Origin of the sequence: Roseixanthobacter glucoisosaccharinicivorans (genome assembly GCF_043195095.2) — a bacterium.
GTDB lineage: Bacteria > Pseudomonadota > Alphaproteobacteria > Rhizobiales > Xanthobacteraceae > NCEH01.
Map to the genome: position 1 here is coordinate 2,685,211 of NZ_CM195538.1, position 13,622 is coordinate 2,698,832.

Here is a 13,622-nt window from a genome sequence, read left to right on the forward strand (position 1 = left end):
CCTCCCGCCAATCGAACCAGTGCAGCTCGGGACGGCCGATCAAGACCGAGGCATTCATTCCGCCGCTCCCGGAAGTTCGAAGAGAGGCCCTGCATTGACGGCAACCGGCGCCTTAGCCAACGCGCGCTGCTCCGGCCCCATCCAATCGCGCTCGATCCGCCTGCGCGCCATGCCGGCATAGTCTTGGTTTAGCTCAATCAGCGCGGCGCGCCGCCCATGGCGCAAAGCCACCATGGCCGTGGTGCCCGCGCCGCCGAAGGGATCGAGCACCAAGCTACCCCTTGGACAGCCCGCGAGGATGCAGCGTTCCGCCAGTTCCGGTGGGAAGGTCGCGAAATGCGCCTCGCCGAAGGGCTTCGTGGCGACGGGCCAGACAGTGAGCGGCGCGGGCTCGTAGTTGCGCAGGTTGCGCGAGCCGCGCTCTACCCCCTCTATGCCGGTGTGATTGATGTGGCCGGCATGACGCGGGTCTGCGACGTCGGAGGCGCGCTTTTTCTCGGCGCCATCCCAGCGCTCGTTGAAGCCCGCCATCCTGCGCCCGCTGGACGCGCCAACGGCGGCGGCAGCGGCAGCGGTCTCTGCCTGCTTGGCGCGCCTGCCACCAACTGCCTTCATGGTGCCGTTGGTTTTCCTGCCACCGTTGGCGCGGTATGAGCCCTCTTGGTTCTCGATGTCCTGGGCCCACCGTTGAAGGCTAGCCGGAGACGCGCCCTGCCGCACCGCCATGGCGTCATACCAATAGCGCTCGCTTTTCGTGAGCAAGAACACCTTTTCATGCGCCGTCGCAGGCCGATCGCGAATGCTTTCCGGCATCGGATTCGGCTTGGCCCACACGATTTCCGAGCGCACCCACCATCCATCATCCTGCAGGGCGATAGCGAGACGGTTCGGCACCATGCAGAGGTCTTTGGGCTTCAGCACCCCGCCATGGCGGTCATGGTGCTGCCCCTCACCCACATTCGATCGCGCCCTAATTGCGCCAATGGTCGAGAACGGCTTGTCCCGAAATGTCCGATCATCCTTGCCCGCCGCCTTCACATCGGCCGCGCTGCGCCCGTTGGGCGAGGTGGCATAGCAATCGCCATAGTTGACCCAGCACGTGCCAGACGGCTTGAGCACCCGCCGCACCAGGCGGAATACTTCCACCATCACATCGAGGTGCTCGCCAAGCGTCGGTTCCAAGCCGATCTGTCCGGCGACGCCGTAATCCCGCAGTCCCCAATACGGCGGGCTGGTGACGACGCAATCCACGCTATCCGGCTCCATTGCTGCGAGCATCTCGCGCACGTCGCCGCGCCAGAGCGCCACCCGACCGTCAAGGAAAAGCTCCGGCGCGCTCATGATCCACCCCGCTCGTTCGATCGGATCCTCGCCGCAGCCTCGGCAAGGCGGCTCGCGCCTGCGATAACCCGCGTCTCCAGAAATTCAGCCGTGGATTTTAGCGCGCGGTTGCCCTTGGCCTGCCGGAGAAGCTCAAGTATAGCGCTTGCCTCTTGGTCCATTTCGTGGGCTTTGTCGGTCATGACGACAGATCAATCAGGCAGCGCAGCATCTCGATCTGCTTACGCAACAGCGCGTCCGTCTTAATGAGACCGTCAATCTTGCGCACCGCATGCAGGACAGTGGTGTGATCCCGCCCGCCGAAGCGGCGGCCAATATCTGGCAGGGAGCGTGGGGTCAGCGTCTTGGCCAGATACATGGCGATCTGGCGCGGCTTGACCACATTGGCGGTTCGGCGCTGGGACACGATATCACAGCGCGAGATACCGAAATATCGCGACACAATACCAGTGATGCGAGCCACTGAAGGCCCGCGCTCTGGGTCGTCAAGATTGAGCCAATCCCGTGGCAGGCCAACGGCGGCCTCAGCGATTTCGATGATACGATCCGGCATCGAAGTCGGCGGGCATGGCGGCGCAGGAATCTCTTCTTGGGTCGCTGCGGCAGGCGTACATTCCATTTCGGCGACGGGCGTCACAGGCCACAGCCGACGCTGGCGCGCGTGATGCTCTTCTTTCTGCCTTCGCCGCTCGGCGATGTTGATTTCAAGATCAAGCATGGCTGGGTCTCCTAGATCTGCCAGCCGCTACCGAGCGATACGATCTTCGGCGCCGCGCGCATTGGCACGGTCTGTTCGAATTCCGTCATCTCGGGATTGGCCTTGCGATAGCCGGCCGCTTCCATTGCCGAGCAGAAGGCTTCGTTCATCGCGGAAAGCTCGCACCGCTCCCAGCCATCGCGAGGGGCCTTATTCTCGGCCACAACGTTAATTCTCGACGGGCGCTGCAAGTGCAGCCGCTTGATCTTATCGGCAATGGCGCTTGGTGACCGATCAAATCCGGCTTCCCTGAAATGAACGGAGATATTCGGTATCGTGAGCCCCTTGGATAGGAGTGAGCGCAGAAGGTGTTCTTCATGACCGGTCCATAGCGTGCTCATAGCTGTATCACCTTCTAAGGATGAGTTTTGAGAGATTTCACGTGTTCCGCGCATTCCAGAACCCGCGCCGCATCAGAAAGCCGCAGCACAATCAGCGGGTCCTTGCGATCTGCCTTGATGACAAGGCCGTAATTGCCTTCGAGCCATCCGTAGATCATCGCAAAACCTGACGATCTCGCTTTGACTTCGATGCGCTCATCTTGGCCTAGAACGGGGACATGAACGTCACCACCAAAGCGGTCAGATGCGCGGGCGATAGCGCCCTGACCGGACAGGGGCACGCGTTCGGCGCACAGCCCGTGATCTTGGAGGATCTTGACGATGGCGCGCTCGATGCGGGCGCCCTTGTCGCGGGATTTCTTTCCCATCAGAGAAAGATGCCGAGGGCCTGGGCATAGAGGTCCACGATCGCCTCGTGCTCCTTGCGCTCGTCCACATCTTGCCGGCGCAGGGCAAGGATGGATTTCAGCGCTTTCACGTCGAAGCCATTTGCTTTGGCCTCCGCAAAGATATCGCTGATGTCGTCGGCGATTGCCTTGCGCTCTTCGGTCAGCCGCTCAACGCGTTCGATGAAGGACTTCAGCTGCTCTTTGGCGAACCCCGCAGGAGCATCGGAGGAATCGGAGGCGGACGGGTGGCGTGCGGTATCGTCGAACATTGGAAAATCTCTCTTGTTCAGGATGACTTACGGATGGCGCCGATTAGGCCATGCGGGCCGCCGGCGGGAATTCCTGCGCAAGCCGCGTCAGGCCCTTTGGCGTGACGCGCACCTGGGTGACCGTCTTCTCAGAGCCATCGGATCGAGAGACCGTCGTCGTCTTATGCTCCAGCAGCCCGCTTGCGAGCTTCGACTGGTATGCGACATCCTGCGCGGAACCGGTGCGCGCATAGATCCAGCCGTGCGCCCGCAGAAACTTGAACAGAGCCTTAGGTCCGACCTGAAGTGTTTTCGCGGCATCGGTGATGCAGAACGAACCTTCGCTTTCGGCGATCCGGGCTAGTGCCTCGACCTTCGGCGCCATGGACGCCTTATCAGCCTCCAACGCGATCACTTTCTCGGTGTAGGACAGGAGCAATACTCGCATCGACGCGGCGTCATTCAACAACACCATCGGATCGACGGGCGCATTATAGCTTCCCGTGCGGCGGACTTGCGGGAGCACCTCGCCCACCACCCACTCTTCGAAGCGCTCGGCAGACGGGAGGCCTGACCGCATGATCAGGCGGTAAACGTCCGCTTCCGGAATGATCGTGAAGCCGCGCGACGGGACATCCAAACCCGACGCTTCATCGGGTTTGAGGAATTGCAACGACTTGCAGTGGCGCCGCACGGCGGCGTCCGTGTCGCGATAGCCGATAGCCGCCGCCACATCCTTGCCCACGAACCAAGGGTTACCGTCCCGGTCCACGATACGAAGATCATGGCCCTCAAATTTGAACGCCCACATGCTGAGATGGCTGGCGCCGGACGCCCCTGCGGAAAGCGCTGTTTGCTGCATCGTCATCCCTCACTGATCCGGGTTGCGGGCTTTGTGGTCTTCACTCTGTCTGGCGCGGCGGCTCACCAATGGCGCGACGGATTTGCGCCACTCGCGCCACCACCTGCTGAACTTCACCGCCGCTAGGGTCAGAACCATCCGCCAGAAGCCCGGAAAGTTCGGCGGCGTGGATTTCGATTTCTGTGAGCAGTTCGCGGATGAGCGCGTCTCGCAGGGCGTCATTCAGGTGCGCTCCGATTTCCTTGATCCTGCCCCGGCAGATATTTTCGAATGTCCCAGCACCCGCCCGCACTGCCCTTGCGGCGACCGGGACAGCCTCTTTGGCCGACAGCCCTGACCGTTTGGCGAGAATGTCTCGCAGCCGAACGCCACGCCGAGAGGCGCGCTCGACATACGCTACTGCTGACATAACTGTCCCCCGATGGCGGATGACCATGCCGTAACTCCCGTGCATTTTAAGGATGCTTGAGAGAGGGCATATTGATGCTTACGAAGACACGCACCACGACTGAACTTGCCGGGACCGAAGTGGAGCGTGCGGAGAAAGGCCCCAGCCCGAAGGCCGGGGAAGTTGGTGCGGCAGAGGAAATCCGCGCCGGGGGATGGCAGTCCATCGGCGCCCTTGCGGCATCCGTGATGGACAAATTGAGGTTGCCAGCGGATCGCACCGCCGCTGGCGCCGGCTGTGAAACGGAAATTCCGGCACGAGGCGTCGGACTTCCCGCTGCGATTTTGAATGGAGGTTTCGGACATGCCTAACCCCAATATCGGACGTAGAAATATACGATTTCCGCCAGGACGTAGGCGGCGACAAAGAAAATGCCGGCGTGCCGGTGCCGCATGAGTGTGCCGATGGTGATCGGCTCTCGCTGCATGGTGCGGCGGGCGGGCGCTGGCTTGAGAGCAGGGCCGGCTAGATCGTCTAGGAGCTGGTGGCGCGCGAGGATGCTCATGACGCACCGCCGCGCGAACCAGAATTCATCCGAGCGTAATGCCCGTCACAAGCGCGCAAAGCAGCAGCAAGCCGACGCTGATGTTTCTCGAACTTCGTGCATCGCACGGTGTGGTCGGAGAGCTCATTCAGGCTCGCGTTGATCATTGCCCGCGTCGGAAACTTGGGAGCGATCAGGAGGTTTTCATTGGCGAGGATTCGAGACAGTGCGGAAACGCTCACGCCAGCGCCGGACTGGATCAAAATCCAATCGAGTGTTCCTGCTGGCTTTTTCTTATCGACGTAGCTGCGGGCGCCATCCCAAATCTCTCGCACCAATTGATGCAGAGCGCGCGGGGACCTTACGCCAGCCTCACGCGCCGAATGGACGATCGCGTAGCCGTACTCATGGACACAGGCGCGCCACTCCGGCGTCATGCTGTCCATATCAGCCCATGAGCGTTCGCGGCGCGCGCCTTGGAGAGGGATATCGCCCATCATGCCGAGCCCTCCTCACGTGCACGTGCACGAGGTGCCGCTTGGGAATGGATGGAACCACTCATGCCGCGCTCTCCTCTCCCGAGTGAAGCCGTCCGAGAAGGCGAAACGTCACCCCCCTCAATCGCCGGGAGCGGGCGAGCCTCACCAATCCGTCCCAATGCCTTGACGGGATGCTCGCTCGCGTCTTCCAGGCGCTGACCGTTCCGAGCGGCAAGCCCAGCCCATCGGACACCGAAGTGACCCCGCCCAGCCCGTCCAATATCTCTGCGACAGATTTCATGCCGAACATTCTGCGAAAAGCAGAGACGCGCGTCAACATAATTCTCTGCGACTTGCAGATCGCATCTCTGCATGGTGCGCCGCATGGAACGGAATGATCGCCTACGACAGGCCAGAGAGCGGAGAGGGTTCAAGACGGCGGCCGACGCGGCCCGCGCCCTTGCCATCCCTTACGGGACCTATTCGGGCCATGAAAATGGCCTGCGAGGCATCAAGAATGATGACCTAATGCATTATGCGAAGGCGTTTCGAGTTCCTCTTGCGTGGCTCGCTTATGGAGAGGGGTCCCCTGATAGCCATACAGTCCCTGTTGTGGGATATGTCGGGGCTGGCGCAGAGGTTCATGGCATCGATGATCACGAAAAGGGTGGCGGGCTAGACGAGATTGAAGCCCCGCCAGGTGCGTCCCCGCATGCGGTTGCCGTCCGCGTCCGGGGCGAAAGCATGCTGCCTGCCTACCGTGAGGGCGACCACATCATTTACGACGAGCTGGCGACGGGTGCCGACATCGCACGCTACATCAACAAAGAGTGCGTCGTTCGGCTCACTGACGGGCGCACGTTCATCAAAACGCTCGCGCGCGGTTCAGAGGACGATTGCTGGACTCTGTGGAGCTACAACGCTCCGCCAATGACCGACATGCTCTTGGAGTGGGCGGCTAAAGTCCGATGGGTTGAGAAGGCATAGCCGCTCGACTTTTCTCACTCTCTGCGCAACCATAGAGCGCAGGGAATGAGGGGCATATTATGTTGCGAATTTTGGGGGTGGCCGCTCTGGCTGCCGTGACCGGCGGGTGCGCCACGCTCACGCGAGGCACTACTGACCAGGTGCAGGTCTATTCCGACCCACCAGGCGCCGACGTTAAAACGTCAATGGGATTCACGTGCACCACGCCGTGCACCATCCAGACCAATCGCAAGGACGAATTCACGGTCACGATAACGAAGCCGGGCCACGAGCCTGAGGCCGTCGAGGTGAAAACGCAGGTCGCGGGGGCGGGCGCGGCTGGGTTCGCCGGCAACGTGATTATCGGCGGCGTCATCGGGATGGCTGCTGATGCGGCGACGGGGGCCACCCTGGAGCACGTCCCGAACCCCGTGAGGGTGAAGCTCTATCCGACCGGGAAGCGCCCACCAGATGCGAACCCGCCTCCAGCTCGCGAAGCGCCCGCGGGGGCTGAGGAGACGCAAGGCGCCCCATCGACATAACCACCAGATCCCTCTGGCGGAACGCTGCGACGATTGACGGTGTTGTCAATTTGTCACCCTATATGCATTGTATAGCTACAACGATAGGGGATGGGGGAGATTGGATAATGGACATGGAGAACGTAATTAACGTTGATATTCAAACTCATAGAGAGACGGGTCTAATCCTGGCGACGAGCGACGATATGCCGGGCCTCTATGTGCACGCTCGCTCCTTCGAAGAGTTAGAGCGGCGGCTGCCCATCGCTATCAGGGACATACTGGAGTTTAAGGGAAACATCGTCGAGTCCGTCGATATTGTTCGCCGGCCGAATAGCGATCCCTTCATGTCCCCACATTTCACGATCAGCGCGATTGCTGCGTGACGTGCGACGAATATCGGGCCAAACTTAAGCTTCTTGGCCTTATTCCGGTTAAGGCGTCCTATGACGGCGCCACCCTGTATCAGGATCGCGAGCGGCAACCTCACGTGATCCCTGACCCAGAGGGCTTAAACGAGATCGAACGATCCGACTTCATGATGAAGCTTATGATACGGATCGGCGCGGAAGACTGACAACCACAACAAGCCCGCCCTACCCGGCGGGCTTTTTTGTGGCTGGCAACCCGTTGCAGCATTTGAAAAATGCCGTTTGCAGATATCCTCTGCATTTTGCAGTTGACCGCATTTCTGCAAAATGCATAATAGTCCTCATCGAAAGAGCGATGGGGATCGCAGAGATGATGACCAGGGACCAGGCCGCGAAGGCCACCACCACCGAGATCAAGGCCCGCCTCCGGGAGATCAAGGCGCAGATCGCCAGCCTCTCCGAGGTCCAGGTGAGTGCGAAGAATTCCGCCACCTCCGAGCACGGACGGATGCGAGCCGACAGCATCGTCCTCATGAAGGCGGAGCGCTGGTGGCTGAACAAGGAACTCGCGACCCGCACCACCAGCCGGGACGCTCTCCCGGTAGCGGCCTGAGGAGGGCGAGATGGACGACATCCCCCACACCCGCCGCGTCCTCGGCAACCAGTCCATGGGCGCAGTCGAGCCGCACTCGCTCGAAGTGCGAGACATCATCATCCTGGAGCGCGCCGACAGCGCAGCACTCATTGCGGAGCTGGTCGAGGCACTGGAATTGGCCGAAGTGGCACTCGCTCACAGCGAGCCGACGATGAAGCACTACGGCGAGCCAGTCGAACGCCATTCGCATGCGGCGAAGATGGTCCGCGCCACGCTCTCCAAAGCAAAGGGAGAGTGAGATGAACGACGGTGGATTGTGGACCGGCACGCGCGTCCGTCATCGCGACGGAAGGACCGGAGTCATTGATCAAGATTACGTCGGCTTTGCCCACCGTGTTCTGCGGATCGTGGATGCTGCGGGGACTCCTATTGCAAGCGTCCAGCTGAACGTGGACGGTCCGCATAGCGGCGATGCCGGCTGGGAGTGGCAGGCGAACGCCGGCGATTGGTATTCACTCGGACCAGAGGAAAAGGTCCATTACAGCCGAGATAGTCTTCGTTCGGCATGCGTGGATATTCTAGGCCGCTCCGTTGTCGAAGACTCCGGCTCTGCTCTTCCAGAGCTTTGCAAGATGGCAGCGGTCGAGCTGTTCATGTTCGAAGGCGCCAACGACGATCACGTGACGATCATCCGCCGCGCGATACGCGACCTTCAGAACCACGGCCAATTCAACTTCGAAAAGACGGAGGGCTGAACATGCACGAGATACGCCACCAGATCAGCCGGCGCTCGAAGAAGTTCCGCGCCGCCCGCAATTCCGGCCGCCGCCTGGGCCGCCGGTTCTGGGTCGAGATTGAGAGCCTTCGCGCCGAATACTGGGAGACCGTGTAATGCCGACCTTCTACGTGACCAAGCATGCGCTCACCTCCGGCACTCTGAAGATCGAGGCCGAGAAAACGGAGTGCGACGGCATCCATTGGGGCGGATCATTCTGGAACTCCGCCTACGGCGAAGGCCGCCAATGGAGCCGAACGGAAGCGGAAGCGCTCGTTTGTGCCGAAAAGATGAGGGTGAAGAAGATCGCCTCTCTCAAGAAGCAGATCGAGAAGCTCGAAACCGCCCCGATCAAGATCGTGGAGGCATGAGCATGTCGAAGATCAATGATGGCGGGCCGGCGTTCCCAAATCCGGCCGATGCGGCTGGCATGAGCCTGCGTGATTGGTTTGCTGGGCAGGCGCTATCGAATGCCGCCATCTGCACCGGAAGCGCCCCTGAATACCAATTGATCGCCTGGTTTGGTGATCGCCGGGACATTACCCGGAAAGAGATTGTGTCGGCTCAAGCCTTTTCCGCGGCAGATGCAATGATTGCGGCGGGTCATAAGAAATGACCGCCGCCTCCGAAATCACCGATGCCCGCGAAGCCCTCACCTACCAGTGGGAAGAAAGCCGCCGCGCGCTTCTGGCGACCGCGAAAGCCTCCCAGCTCCCCACCGAGCAATACAACGCCGTCCTATCGGCAATCCACCTGATGCACGCGGTGTTTCAAGAGGACATCGCGGACATGCTCGAAGCCGCCGCCAGCCGCCCGGAAGCGGACGAGCCTGGCGAAAATCCCCGCCGCGAACACGGCACATATTTCACCGCGAACGGCATGAGGGCCGCGTGAACGCCCCCAGCATCAGCGAAGCCCTGCTCAAGATCATCGGCCACCTCGGAGCGGCGGAAGTGCAAAGCCTGCCGACCGATGACGAGATCATCATGCGCCACGTCCGCGACGCGCTGGAAACCGCCCGCGCCGCTTATTCCCGAACCTGCCAGCCGGAGCCGGCACAATGACCAAATCCCAGGCCGCAGCACTGAAATGGCTCAGAGAGCACAACGGAGACGGTGTTTTTGACCGTAACGGGGTGCTGCTCGCCGCCGGTGAACGGGCGCCGGTCATGCGCAGTACATGGAACGCGCTGCGGGACCTTGGGCACGTCGAGTTCTACGGAACCGGGCGCGGGCGCGTTCGTGCTGTCCAGCAGCAATCGGAGGCAGCGGAATGACCACCCTCCCCCGCCCCAAGCGCCCCCGCAAGCCCAAGCTCGTGCCAGCGGTCGCCATCCTGGCACCCCGTGAGCACACGCCCACCCCGCTGCGCCCGGCCCCGCGCCGGCCGGCAACGCCCACTGATTTCGCCGCCGCGCTCTTCTCGTGCGCCGCGATCATGCTCTCAACGCCGCTGCTGATCGGCACCAACTTTCTCAAGGGATGGAGCGCCTGATATGGCCGCGAAAACGAAGAAGAAAGCCGCAGAGCCGGCGGCCCAGGAAGCTGTCCTGGCGGAACCGGTAATCATCTCCATCAAGGGGTTCAACCACGATCTGTCATGCCGAGGCTTCAAGTTCGAAATCGGCAAGACGTACACCGTATCCGGCAATATCAAGGCGTGCAGCAACGGGTTTCACGCGTGCCCGGAAGAGCATCATCCTCTCTCGGTATTCGAGTTTTACCCGCCGGCCAGAAGCCGCTTTTGCGTGGTCGAGCAGACTGGCGATGCCAATACGCTGGAAACCAAGCTGGCATCCGCAACGATCACCATCGGCGTCGAGCTGACATTAGGCGATCTCGCGCAGCGCGCCGTGAAATGGGTGTTCGACCGCGCAAACTGGCTGCATGGCGCCGTGGCCATGGGCGACAACGAAGGCGCCACGGCGAGCGGCTATCGGGGCGCGGCCACGGCGAGCGGCGATCGGGGCGCGGCCACGGCGAGCGGCGATCAGGGCGCGGCCACGGCGAGCGGCGCTCAGGGCGCGGCCACGGCGAGCGGCGATCAGGGCGCGGCCACGGCGAGCGGCGATCAGGGCGCGGCCACGGCGAGCGGCGCTCAGGGCGCGGCCACGGCGAGCGGCGATCAGGGCGCGGCCACGGCGAGCGGCGATCAGGGCGCGGCCACGGCGAGCGGCGATCGGGGCGCGGCCACGGCGAGCGGCGATCGGGGCGCGGCCACGGCGAGCGGCGCTCAGGGCGCGGCCACGGCGAGCGGCGATCGGGGCGCGGCCACGGCGAGCGGCTATCGGGGCGCGGCCACGGCGAGCGGCGATCGGGGCGCGGCCACGGCGAGCGGCGATCGGGGCGCGGCCACGGCGAGCGGCGCTCAGGGCGCGGCCACGGCGAGCGGCGATCGGGGCGCGGCCACGGCGAGCGGCTATCGGGGCGCGGCCACGGCGAGCGGCGCTCAGGGCGCGGCCACGGCGAGCGGCACTCAGGGCGCGGCCACGGCGAGCGGCGATCAGGGCGCGGCCACGGCGAGCGGCTATCGGGGCGCGGCCACGGCGAGCGGCGCTCAGGGCGCGGCCACGGCGAGCGGCGATCAGGGCGCGGCCACGGCGAGCGGCGATCGGGGCGCGGCCACGGCGAGCGGCACGAACAACGTCGCAATAGCCGCAGGCTACGAGGGGAAGGCGCGCGCAAATGCAACCGGCGCCATCGTCCTCGTCTGCCGTAAGGACCCCTGGGATGGTGGCGCAATCCTGGCTATCGCCGCCGCGAAGGTTGGCGACGCCATCGGCGGGGTCACCATCAAGCCAGACACTTGGTATCGGCTGACCAGCGACGGTGTTGCCGTCGAAGTGGAGGGTTAGCCATGACCGGCGACCTCATCCTCCTCGGTATAGGCGCCGTGTGCGCCTACCTGATCCTCTCGCCTCTGTTTCGCAGGCGAGCGCATCGCGACCCTCTGGACGATGCCCATGGGGATGTCCCGCACTGGACACCGGAGATGGGCGATGACTGACGCAGCTCTCTCCCGCCTGGAGCGGGAAACCACCACACAGAGCGCGGACGCAATTGTCCGCCTGATGCTGACTATCTCCAAGATCAAGGGAGGCCGCCGTGGGTGATAAATTCAGCATGCTCGACAACATCGAAAGCGCGTTCGCCCGCCTGCAACGCGACGCCCGCAGCGTTGTGGCCGATGCCGACACGGCGCTGGACTATGTGGCGATGACGCCCGGCCGGCCGGAATTCCGCACCCGAGCGGAAGCTGAAATCGAGCGCGCAAAGGCGGCGCTAACCCACGCGCTTTCCTGCGTCGAGCAGGCGGAACGGCGCTTCTCTAACCTTCCCAAGGTGGCGTGATGCTGGATACCACAGCGCCCGAAATGATGGGCCACAATAACCCTCCCGAGCCGACGCCCTACGAGCTGTCCAAGGCGGAAATCGAAGAGCTTGTCGAGGAGGCCAAGGGCTGGCTGGACGGAGAACCCGTCAAGGACCAAGCCGTCGCCGACAAGATCGGGCTGCTGAAAGGACTCCTGCGCAAGGCACGCCAGACCGCCGATGGCCGCCGAAAGGAAGAGGTCAAACCTCTCGACGATGCGAAGGCGGAAATCCAGGCCCGCTACAACGCCCTGATCGGCGATACCAAGAAGGATGGCAAGGGCATCGCGATCCTTGCCGAGGAATACTGCGACAAGGCCCTGGAGCCCTTCCTAAAGGCTCTTGCCGCCGAGAAGGAAGCCAAGGTGAAGGCCGCGCGCGAGGAAGCCGAGAAGGCCGCCGCTGCCGCGCAGGAGGCCATCCGCGCCGCAAGAGAGGCGGACTTTGCCACGCAAGAGGCAGCTGAGGCGCTCCTGCGGGACGCGAAGAAGGCCGAGACCGCCGCGAACCGGGCAGAGAAAGACACCGCCCGCGTTGCCGGCGCCGGCCGCTCCATCGGCCTGCGCAGCAGCGAGGTGCTGCACGTCACCGATGCGATTGCCGCCCTGCGGGATGTTGGCCTGACGGACGGCGTGAAGGCCGCCCTTCTGACGGCGGCGCGTGAATACCGGGTGGAATGGGGCCGGTTGCCGGCCGGCGTGACCGCAACCACGGAACGGGGGCTGTGAGATGAAAGCGAAAACCATCAAGACGGTCCTGCGCAAGAAGACAGACGAATGGCTCGCGTCCATCGATAACGAGGCTGTTAGGGACCTCGCATCGAAGAACACCATCATTACCGGCGGCGCGATTGCCTCGATGCTCTTGTCGGAGGATGTGAACGATTTTGACGTGTATTTTCGCAATAAGGATGCGGCTGTGGCCGTCGCCAAATACTACGTCTCCAAGTTCAAGCCCGTGACCCTTAAAGGGATCAAGTGCGAAACATACGTTGATCATGAGGGCGATGATGGGCGCATTCGCATCGTCGTGAAATCGGCAGGGATCGCCAGCGAAGACGGCTCCGAAAAGCCATATGAATATTTCGAAGCGAGGCCGGAGGATGAGTCCGCGGCGTATGTCGGCGAAATTATGAAAGATGCCGGAGACATCGAGGACGCTAGGGAGGATCTTGAAAGCAAGGCTCTTGCGACAGACGATGGAAAACCGCCCTATCGCCCGGTGTTCCTTTCGACGAACGCCATTACGCTGAGCCACAAGGTTCAAATCGTGCTCAGGTTCTTCGGTGAACCTGACGCAATCCATGAAAACTACGACTATGTTCATTGCACGAATTATTGGACGAGCTGGGATGGCGAACTCGTCCTTCGGCAACCTGCCCTCGAAGCACTCCTATCCCGCGAGCTTCGTTACGTCGGCAGCAAATATCCCGTGTGCTCCATCATCCGCCTGCGGAAATTCCTACGCAGAGGGTGGAGCATCAACGCCGGACAGATGCTCAAGATCATGATGCAGATCAGCGATCTGGATCTCAAGGACCACAATGTGTTGCAAGACCAATTGACCGGCGTCGATGCGGCATACTTCGTTCAACTTATGGCAAAGATCAAGGAGAACGATCCCGAAAAGGTGAATGCCGCGTATCTCTGCGAAATTATCGACAGGATGTTCTGA

The 13,622-nt window shown here is 62.4% G+C and carries 28 protein-coding genes; 18 read left to right on the plus strand and 10 right to left on the minus strand.

All coding sequences use genetic code 11. From position 1 onward, the window contains the following. Nucleotides 1–54: 54 nt before the first annotated feature. From V5F78_RS12305 to V5F78_RS12350, 10 genes are all read right to left on the minus strand, one after another. Nucleotides 55–1,341 (minus strand): DNA-methyltransferase, encoded by a 1,287-nt coding sequence (locus tag V5F78_RS12305; RefSeq protein ID WP_394072642.1) that lies wholly within the window; start codon nt 1,339–1,341, stop codon nt 55–57. Nucleotides 1,342–1,519: 178 nt separating this feature from the next. Next, nucleotides 1,520–2,059 carry a helix-turn-helix domain-containing protein gene (locus tag V5F78_RS12310; RefSeq protein ID WP_394072640.1) on the minus strand — a complete coding sequence of 180 codons (540 nt, stop codon included), beginning with the start codon at nt 2,057–2,059 and terminating at the stop codon, nt 1,520–1,522. Between the two features lie 11 nt (nt 2,060–2,070). Further along, nucleotides 2,071–2,439 (minus strand): hypothetical protein, encoded by a 369-nt coding sequence (locus V5F78_RS12315; RefSeq protein ID WP_394072638.1) that lies wholly within the window; start codon nt 2,437–2,439, stop codon nt 2,071–2,073. Nucleotides 2,440–2,453: 14 nt separating this feature from the next. Then, the gene (locus tag V5F78_RS12320; protein ID WP_394072636.1) at nt 2,454–2,807 is read right to left on the minus strand and encodes a putative PDDEXK endonuclease; all 354 of its coding nucleotides are present in this window, start codon (nt 2,805–2,807) and stop codon (nt 2,454–2,456) included. Continuing rightward, nucleotides 2,807–3,097 carry a DUF2312 domain-containing protein gene (locus V5F78_RS12325; RefSeq protein ID WP_394072634.1) on the minus strand — a complete coding sequence of 97 codons (291 nt, stop codon included), beginning with the start codon at nt 3,095–3,097 and terminating at the stop codon, nt 2,807–2,809. Before V5F78_RS12325 ends, V5F78_RS12320 begins: the two co-directional genes overlap by 1 nt. A 43-nt stretch (nt 3,098–3,140) precedes the next feature. Then, nucleotides 3,141–3,944 (minus strand): phage antirepressor KilAC domain-containing protein, encoded by an 804-nt coding sequence (locus V5F78_RS12330; RefSeq protein WP_394072632.1) that lies wholly within the window; start codon nt 3,942–3,944, stop codon nt 3,141–3,143. A gap of 34 nt (nt 3,945–3,978) precedes the next feature. After that, nucleotides 3,979–4,374, minus strand: a complete 396-nt coding sequence (locus V5F78_RS12335; RefSeq protein WP_394072630.1) for a hypothetical protein — start codon at nt 4,372–4,374, stop codon at nt 3,979–3,981. Between the two features lie 319 nt (nt 4,375–4,693). Further along, complete coding sequence (locus V5F78_RS12340; RefSeq protein ID WP_394072628.1) at nt 4,694–4,891, minus strand: hypothetical protein; 198 nt, start codon at nt 4,889–4,891, stop codon at nt 4,694–4,696. After that, nucleotides 4,888–5,370 carry a hypothetical protein gene (locus V5F78_RS12345; RefSeq protein ID WP_394072626.1) on the minus strand — a complete coding sequence of 161 codons (483 nt, stop codon included), beginning with the start codon at nt 5,368–5,370 and terminating at the stop codon, nt 4,888–4,890. The genes V5F78_RS12340 and V5F78_RS12345 overlap by 4 nt, the downstream gene beginning before the upstream one ends. A 58-nt stretch (nt 5,371–5,428) precedes the next feature. After that, nucleotides 5,429–5,689, minus strand: coding sequence for a carph-isopro domain-containing protein (locus tag V5F78_RS12350; RefSeq protein ID WP_509276228.1), 261 nt, complete (start codon nt 5,687–5,689; stop codon nt 5,429–5,431). 44 nt (nt 5,690–5,733) lie between these two features. On the opposite strand from V5F78_RS12350, the gene V5F78_RS12355 reads away from it, so the two are divergent. The 18 genes from V5F78_RS12355 (at nt 5,734) to V5F78_RS12440 (ending at nt 13,622) form a co-directional block, all read left to right on the plus strand. Next, nucleotides 5,734–6,336 carry an XRE family transcriptional regulator gene (locus V5F78_RS12355; protein WP_394072622.1) on the plus strand — a complete coding sequence of 201 codons (603 nt, stop codon included), beginning with the start codon at nt 5,734–5,736 and terminating at the stop codon, nt 6,334–6,336. A gap of 59 nt (nt 6,337–6,395) precedes the next feature. Beyond that, nucleotides 6,396–6,857: a PEGA domain-containing protein gene (locus tag V5F78_RS12360; RefSeq protein ID WP_394072620.1), complete on the plus strand. Its 462-nt coding sequence runs from the start codon at nt 6,396–6,398 to the stop codon at nt 6,855–6,857. A gap of 107 nt (nt 6,858–6,964) precedes the next feature. Further along, nucleotides 6,965–7,222, plus strand: coding sequence for a DUF1902 domain-containing protein (locus V5F78_RS12365; RefSeq protein ID WP_394072618.1), 258 nt, complete (start codon nt 6,965–6,967; stop codon nt 7,220–7,222). A 355-nt stretch (nt 7,223–7,577) separates the two neighbouring features. Next, entirely contained in the window at nt 7,578–7,820 is a 243-nt protein-coding gene (locus V5F78_RS12370; protein ID WP_394072616.1) for a hypothetical protein, read from the plus strand. A gap of 10 nt (nt 7,821–7,830) precedes the next feature. Continuing rightward, the gene (locus V5F78_RS12375; RefSeq protein WP_394072614.1) at nt 7,831–8,100 is read left to right on the plus strand and encodes a hypothetical protein; all 270 of its coding nucleotides are present in this window, start codon (nt 7,831–7,833) and stop codon (nt 8,098–8,100) included. 1 nt (nt 8,101) lies between these two features. Continuing rightward, nucleotides 8,102–8,557, plus strand: coding sequence for a hypothetical protein (locus V5F78_RS12380; RefSeq protein WP_394072612.1), 456 nt, complete (start codon nt 8,102–8,104; stop codon nt 8,555–8,557). Nucleotides 8,558–8,559: 2 nt separating this feature from the next. Next, nucleotides 8,560–8,694, plus strand: coding sequence for a hypothetical protein (locus V5F78_RS12385; RefSeq protein WP_394072610.1), 135 nt, complete (start codon nt 8,560–8,562; stop codon nt 8,692–8,694). Then, nucleotides 8,694–8,948 carry a hypothetical protein gene (locus V5F78_RS12390; RefSeq protein WP_394072608.1) on the plus strand — a complete coding sequence of 85 codons (255 nt, stop codon included), beginning with the start codon at nt 8,694–8,696 and terminating at the stop codon, nt 8,946–8,948. The genes V5F78_RS12385 and V5F78_RS12390 overlap by 1 nt, the downstream gene beginning before the upstream one ends. A gap of 2 nt (nt 8,949–8,950) precedes the next feature. Beyond that, complete coding sequence (locus tag V5F78_RS12395; RefSeq protein ID WP_394072606.1) at nt 8,951–9,193, plus strand: hypothetical protein; 243 nt, start codon at nt 8,951–8,953, stop codon at nt 9,191–9,193. Continuing rightward, complete coding sequence (locus tag V5F78_RS12400) at nt 9,190–9,471, plus strand: hypothetical protein (protein ID WP_394072604.1); 282 nt, start codon at nt 9,190–9,192, stop codon at nt 9,469–9,471. The genes V5F78_RS12395 and V5F78_RS12400 overlap by 4 nt, the downstream gene beginning before the upstream one ends. After that, nucleotides 9,468–9,641: a hypothetical protein gene (locus tag V5F78_RS12405; protein WP_394072602.1), complete on the plus strand. Its 174-nt coding sequence runs from the start codon at nt 9,468–9,470 to the stop codon at nt 9,639–9,641. The genes V5F78_RS12400 and V5F78_RS12405 overlap by 4 nt, the downstream gene beginning before the upstream one ends. Then, entirely contained in the window at nt 9,638–9,853 is a 216-nt protein-coding gene (locus tag V5F78_RS12410) for a hypothetical protein (protein ID WP_394072600.1), read from the plus strand. The genes V5F78_RS12405 and V5F78_RS12410 overlap by 4 nt, the downstream gene beginning before the upstream one ends. Continuing rightward, nucleotides 9,850–10,071 carry a hypothetical protein gene (locus V5F78_RS12415; protein WP_394072598.1) on the plus strand — a complete coding sequence of 74 codons (222 nt, stop codon included), beginning with the start codon at nt 9,850–9,852 and terminating at the stop codon, nt 10,069–10,071. The genes V5F78_RS12410 and V5F78_RS12415 overlap by 4 nt, the downstream gene beginning before the upstream one ends. A gap of 1 nt (nt 10,072) precedes the next feature. After that, a complete protein-coding gene (locus V5F78_RS12420; protein ID WP_509276229.1) occupies nt 10,073–11,431 on the plus strand; it encodes a DUF7666 domain-containing protein in 1,359 nt (452 codons plus the stop codon). A gap of 2 nt (nt 11,432–11,433) precedes the next feature. Further along, nucleotides 11,434–11,583 (plus strand): hypothetical protein, encoded by a 150-nt coding sequence (locus V5F78_RS12425; protein WP_394072742.1) that lies wholly within the window; start codon nt 11,434–11,436, stop codon nt 11,581–11,583. 98 nt (nt 11,584–11,681) lie between these two features. Next, a complete protein-coding gene (locus V5F78_RS12430) occupies nt 11,682–11,927 on the plus strand; it encodes a hypothetical protein (RefSeq protein ID WP_394072740.1) in 246 nt (81 codons plus the stop codon). Then, nucleotides 11,927–12,676 carry a hypothetical protein gene (locus V5F78_RS12435; protein WP_394072738.1) on the plus strand — a complete coding sequence of 250 codons (750 nt, stop codon included), beginning with the start codon at nt 11,927–11,929 and terminating at the stop codon, nt 12,674–12,676. Before V5F78_RS12430 ends, V5F78_RS12435 begins: the two co-directional genes overlap by 1 nt. Nucleotide 12,677: 1 nt before the next feature. Further along, nucleotides 12,678–13,622 carry a Gabija anti-defense Gad2 family protein gene (locus tag V5F78_RS12440; protein ID WP_394072736.1) on the plus strand — a complete coding sequence of 315 codons (945 nt, stop codon included), beginning with the start codon at nt 12,678–12,680 and terminating at the stop codon, nt 13,620–13,622.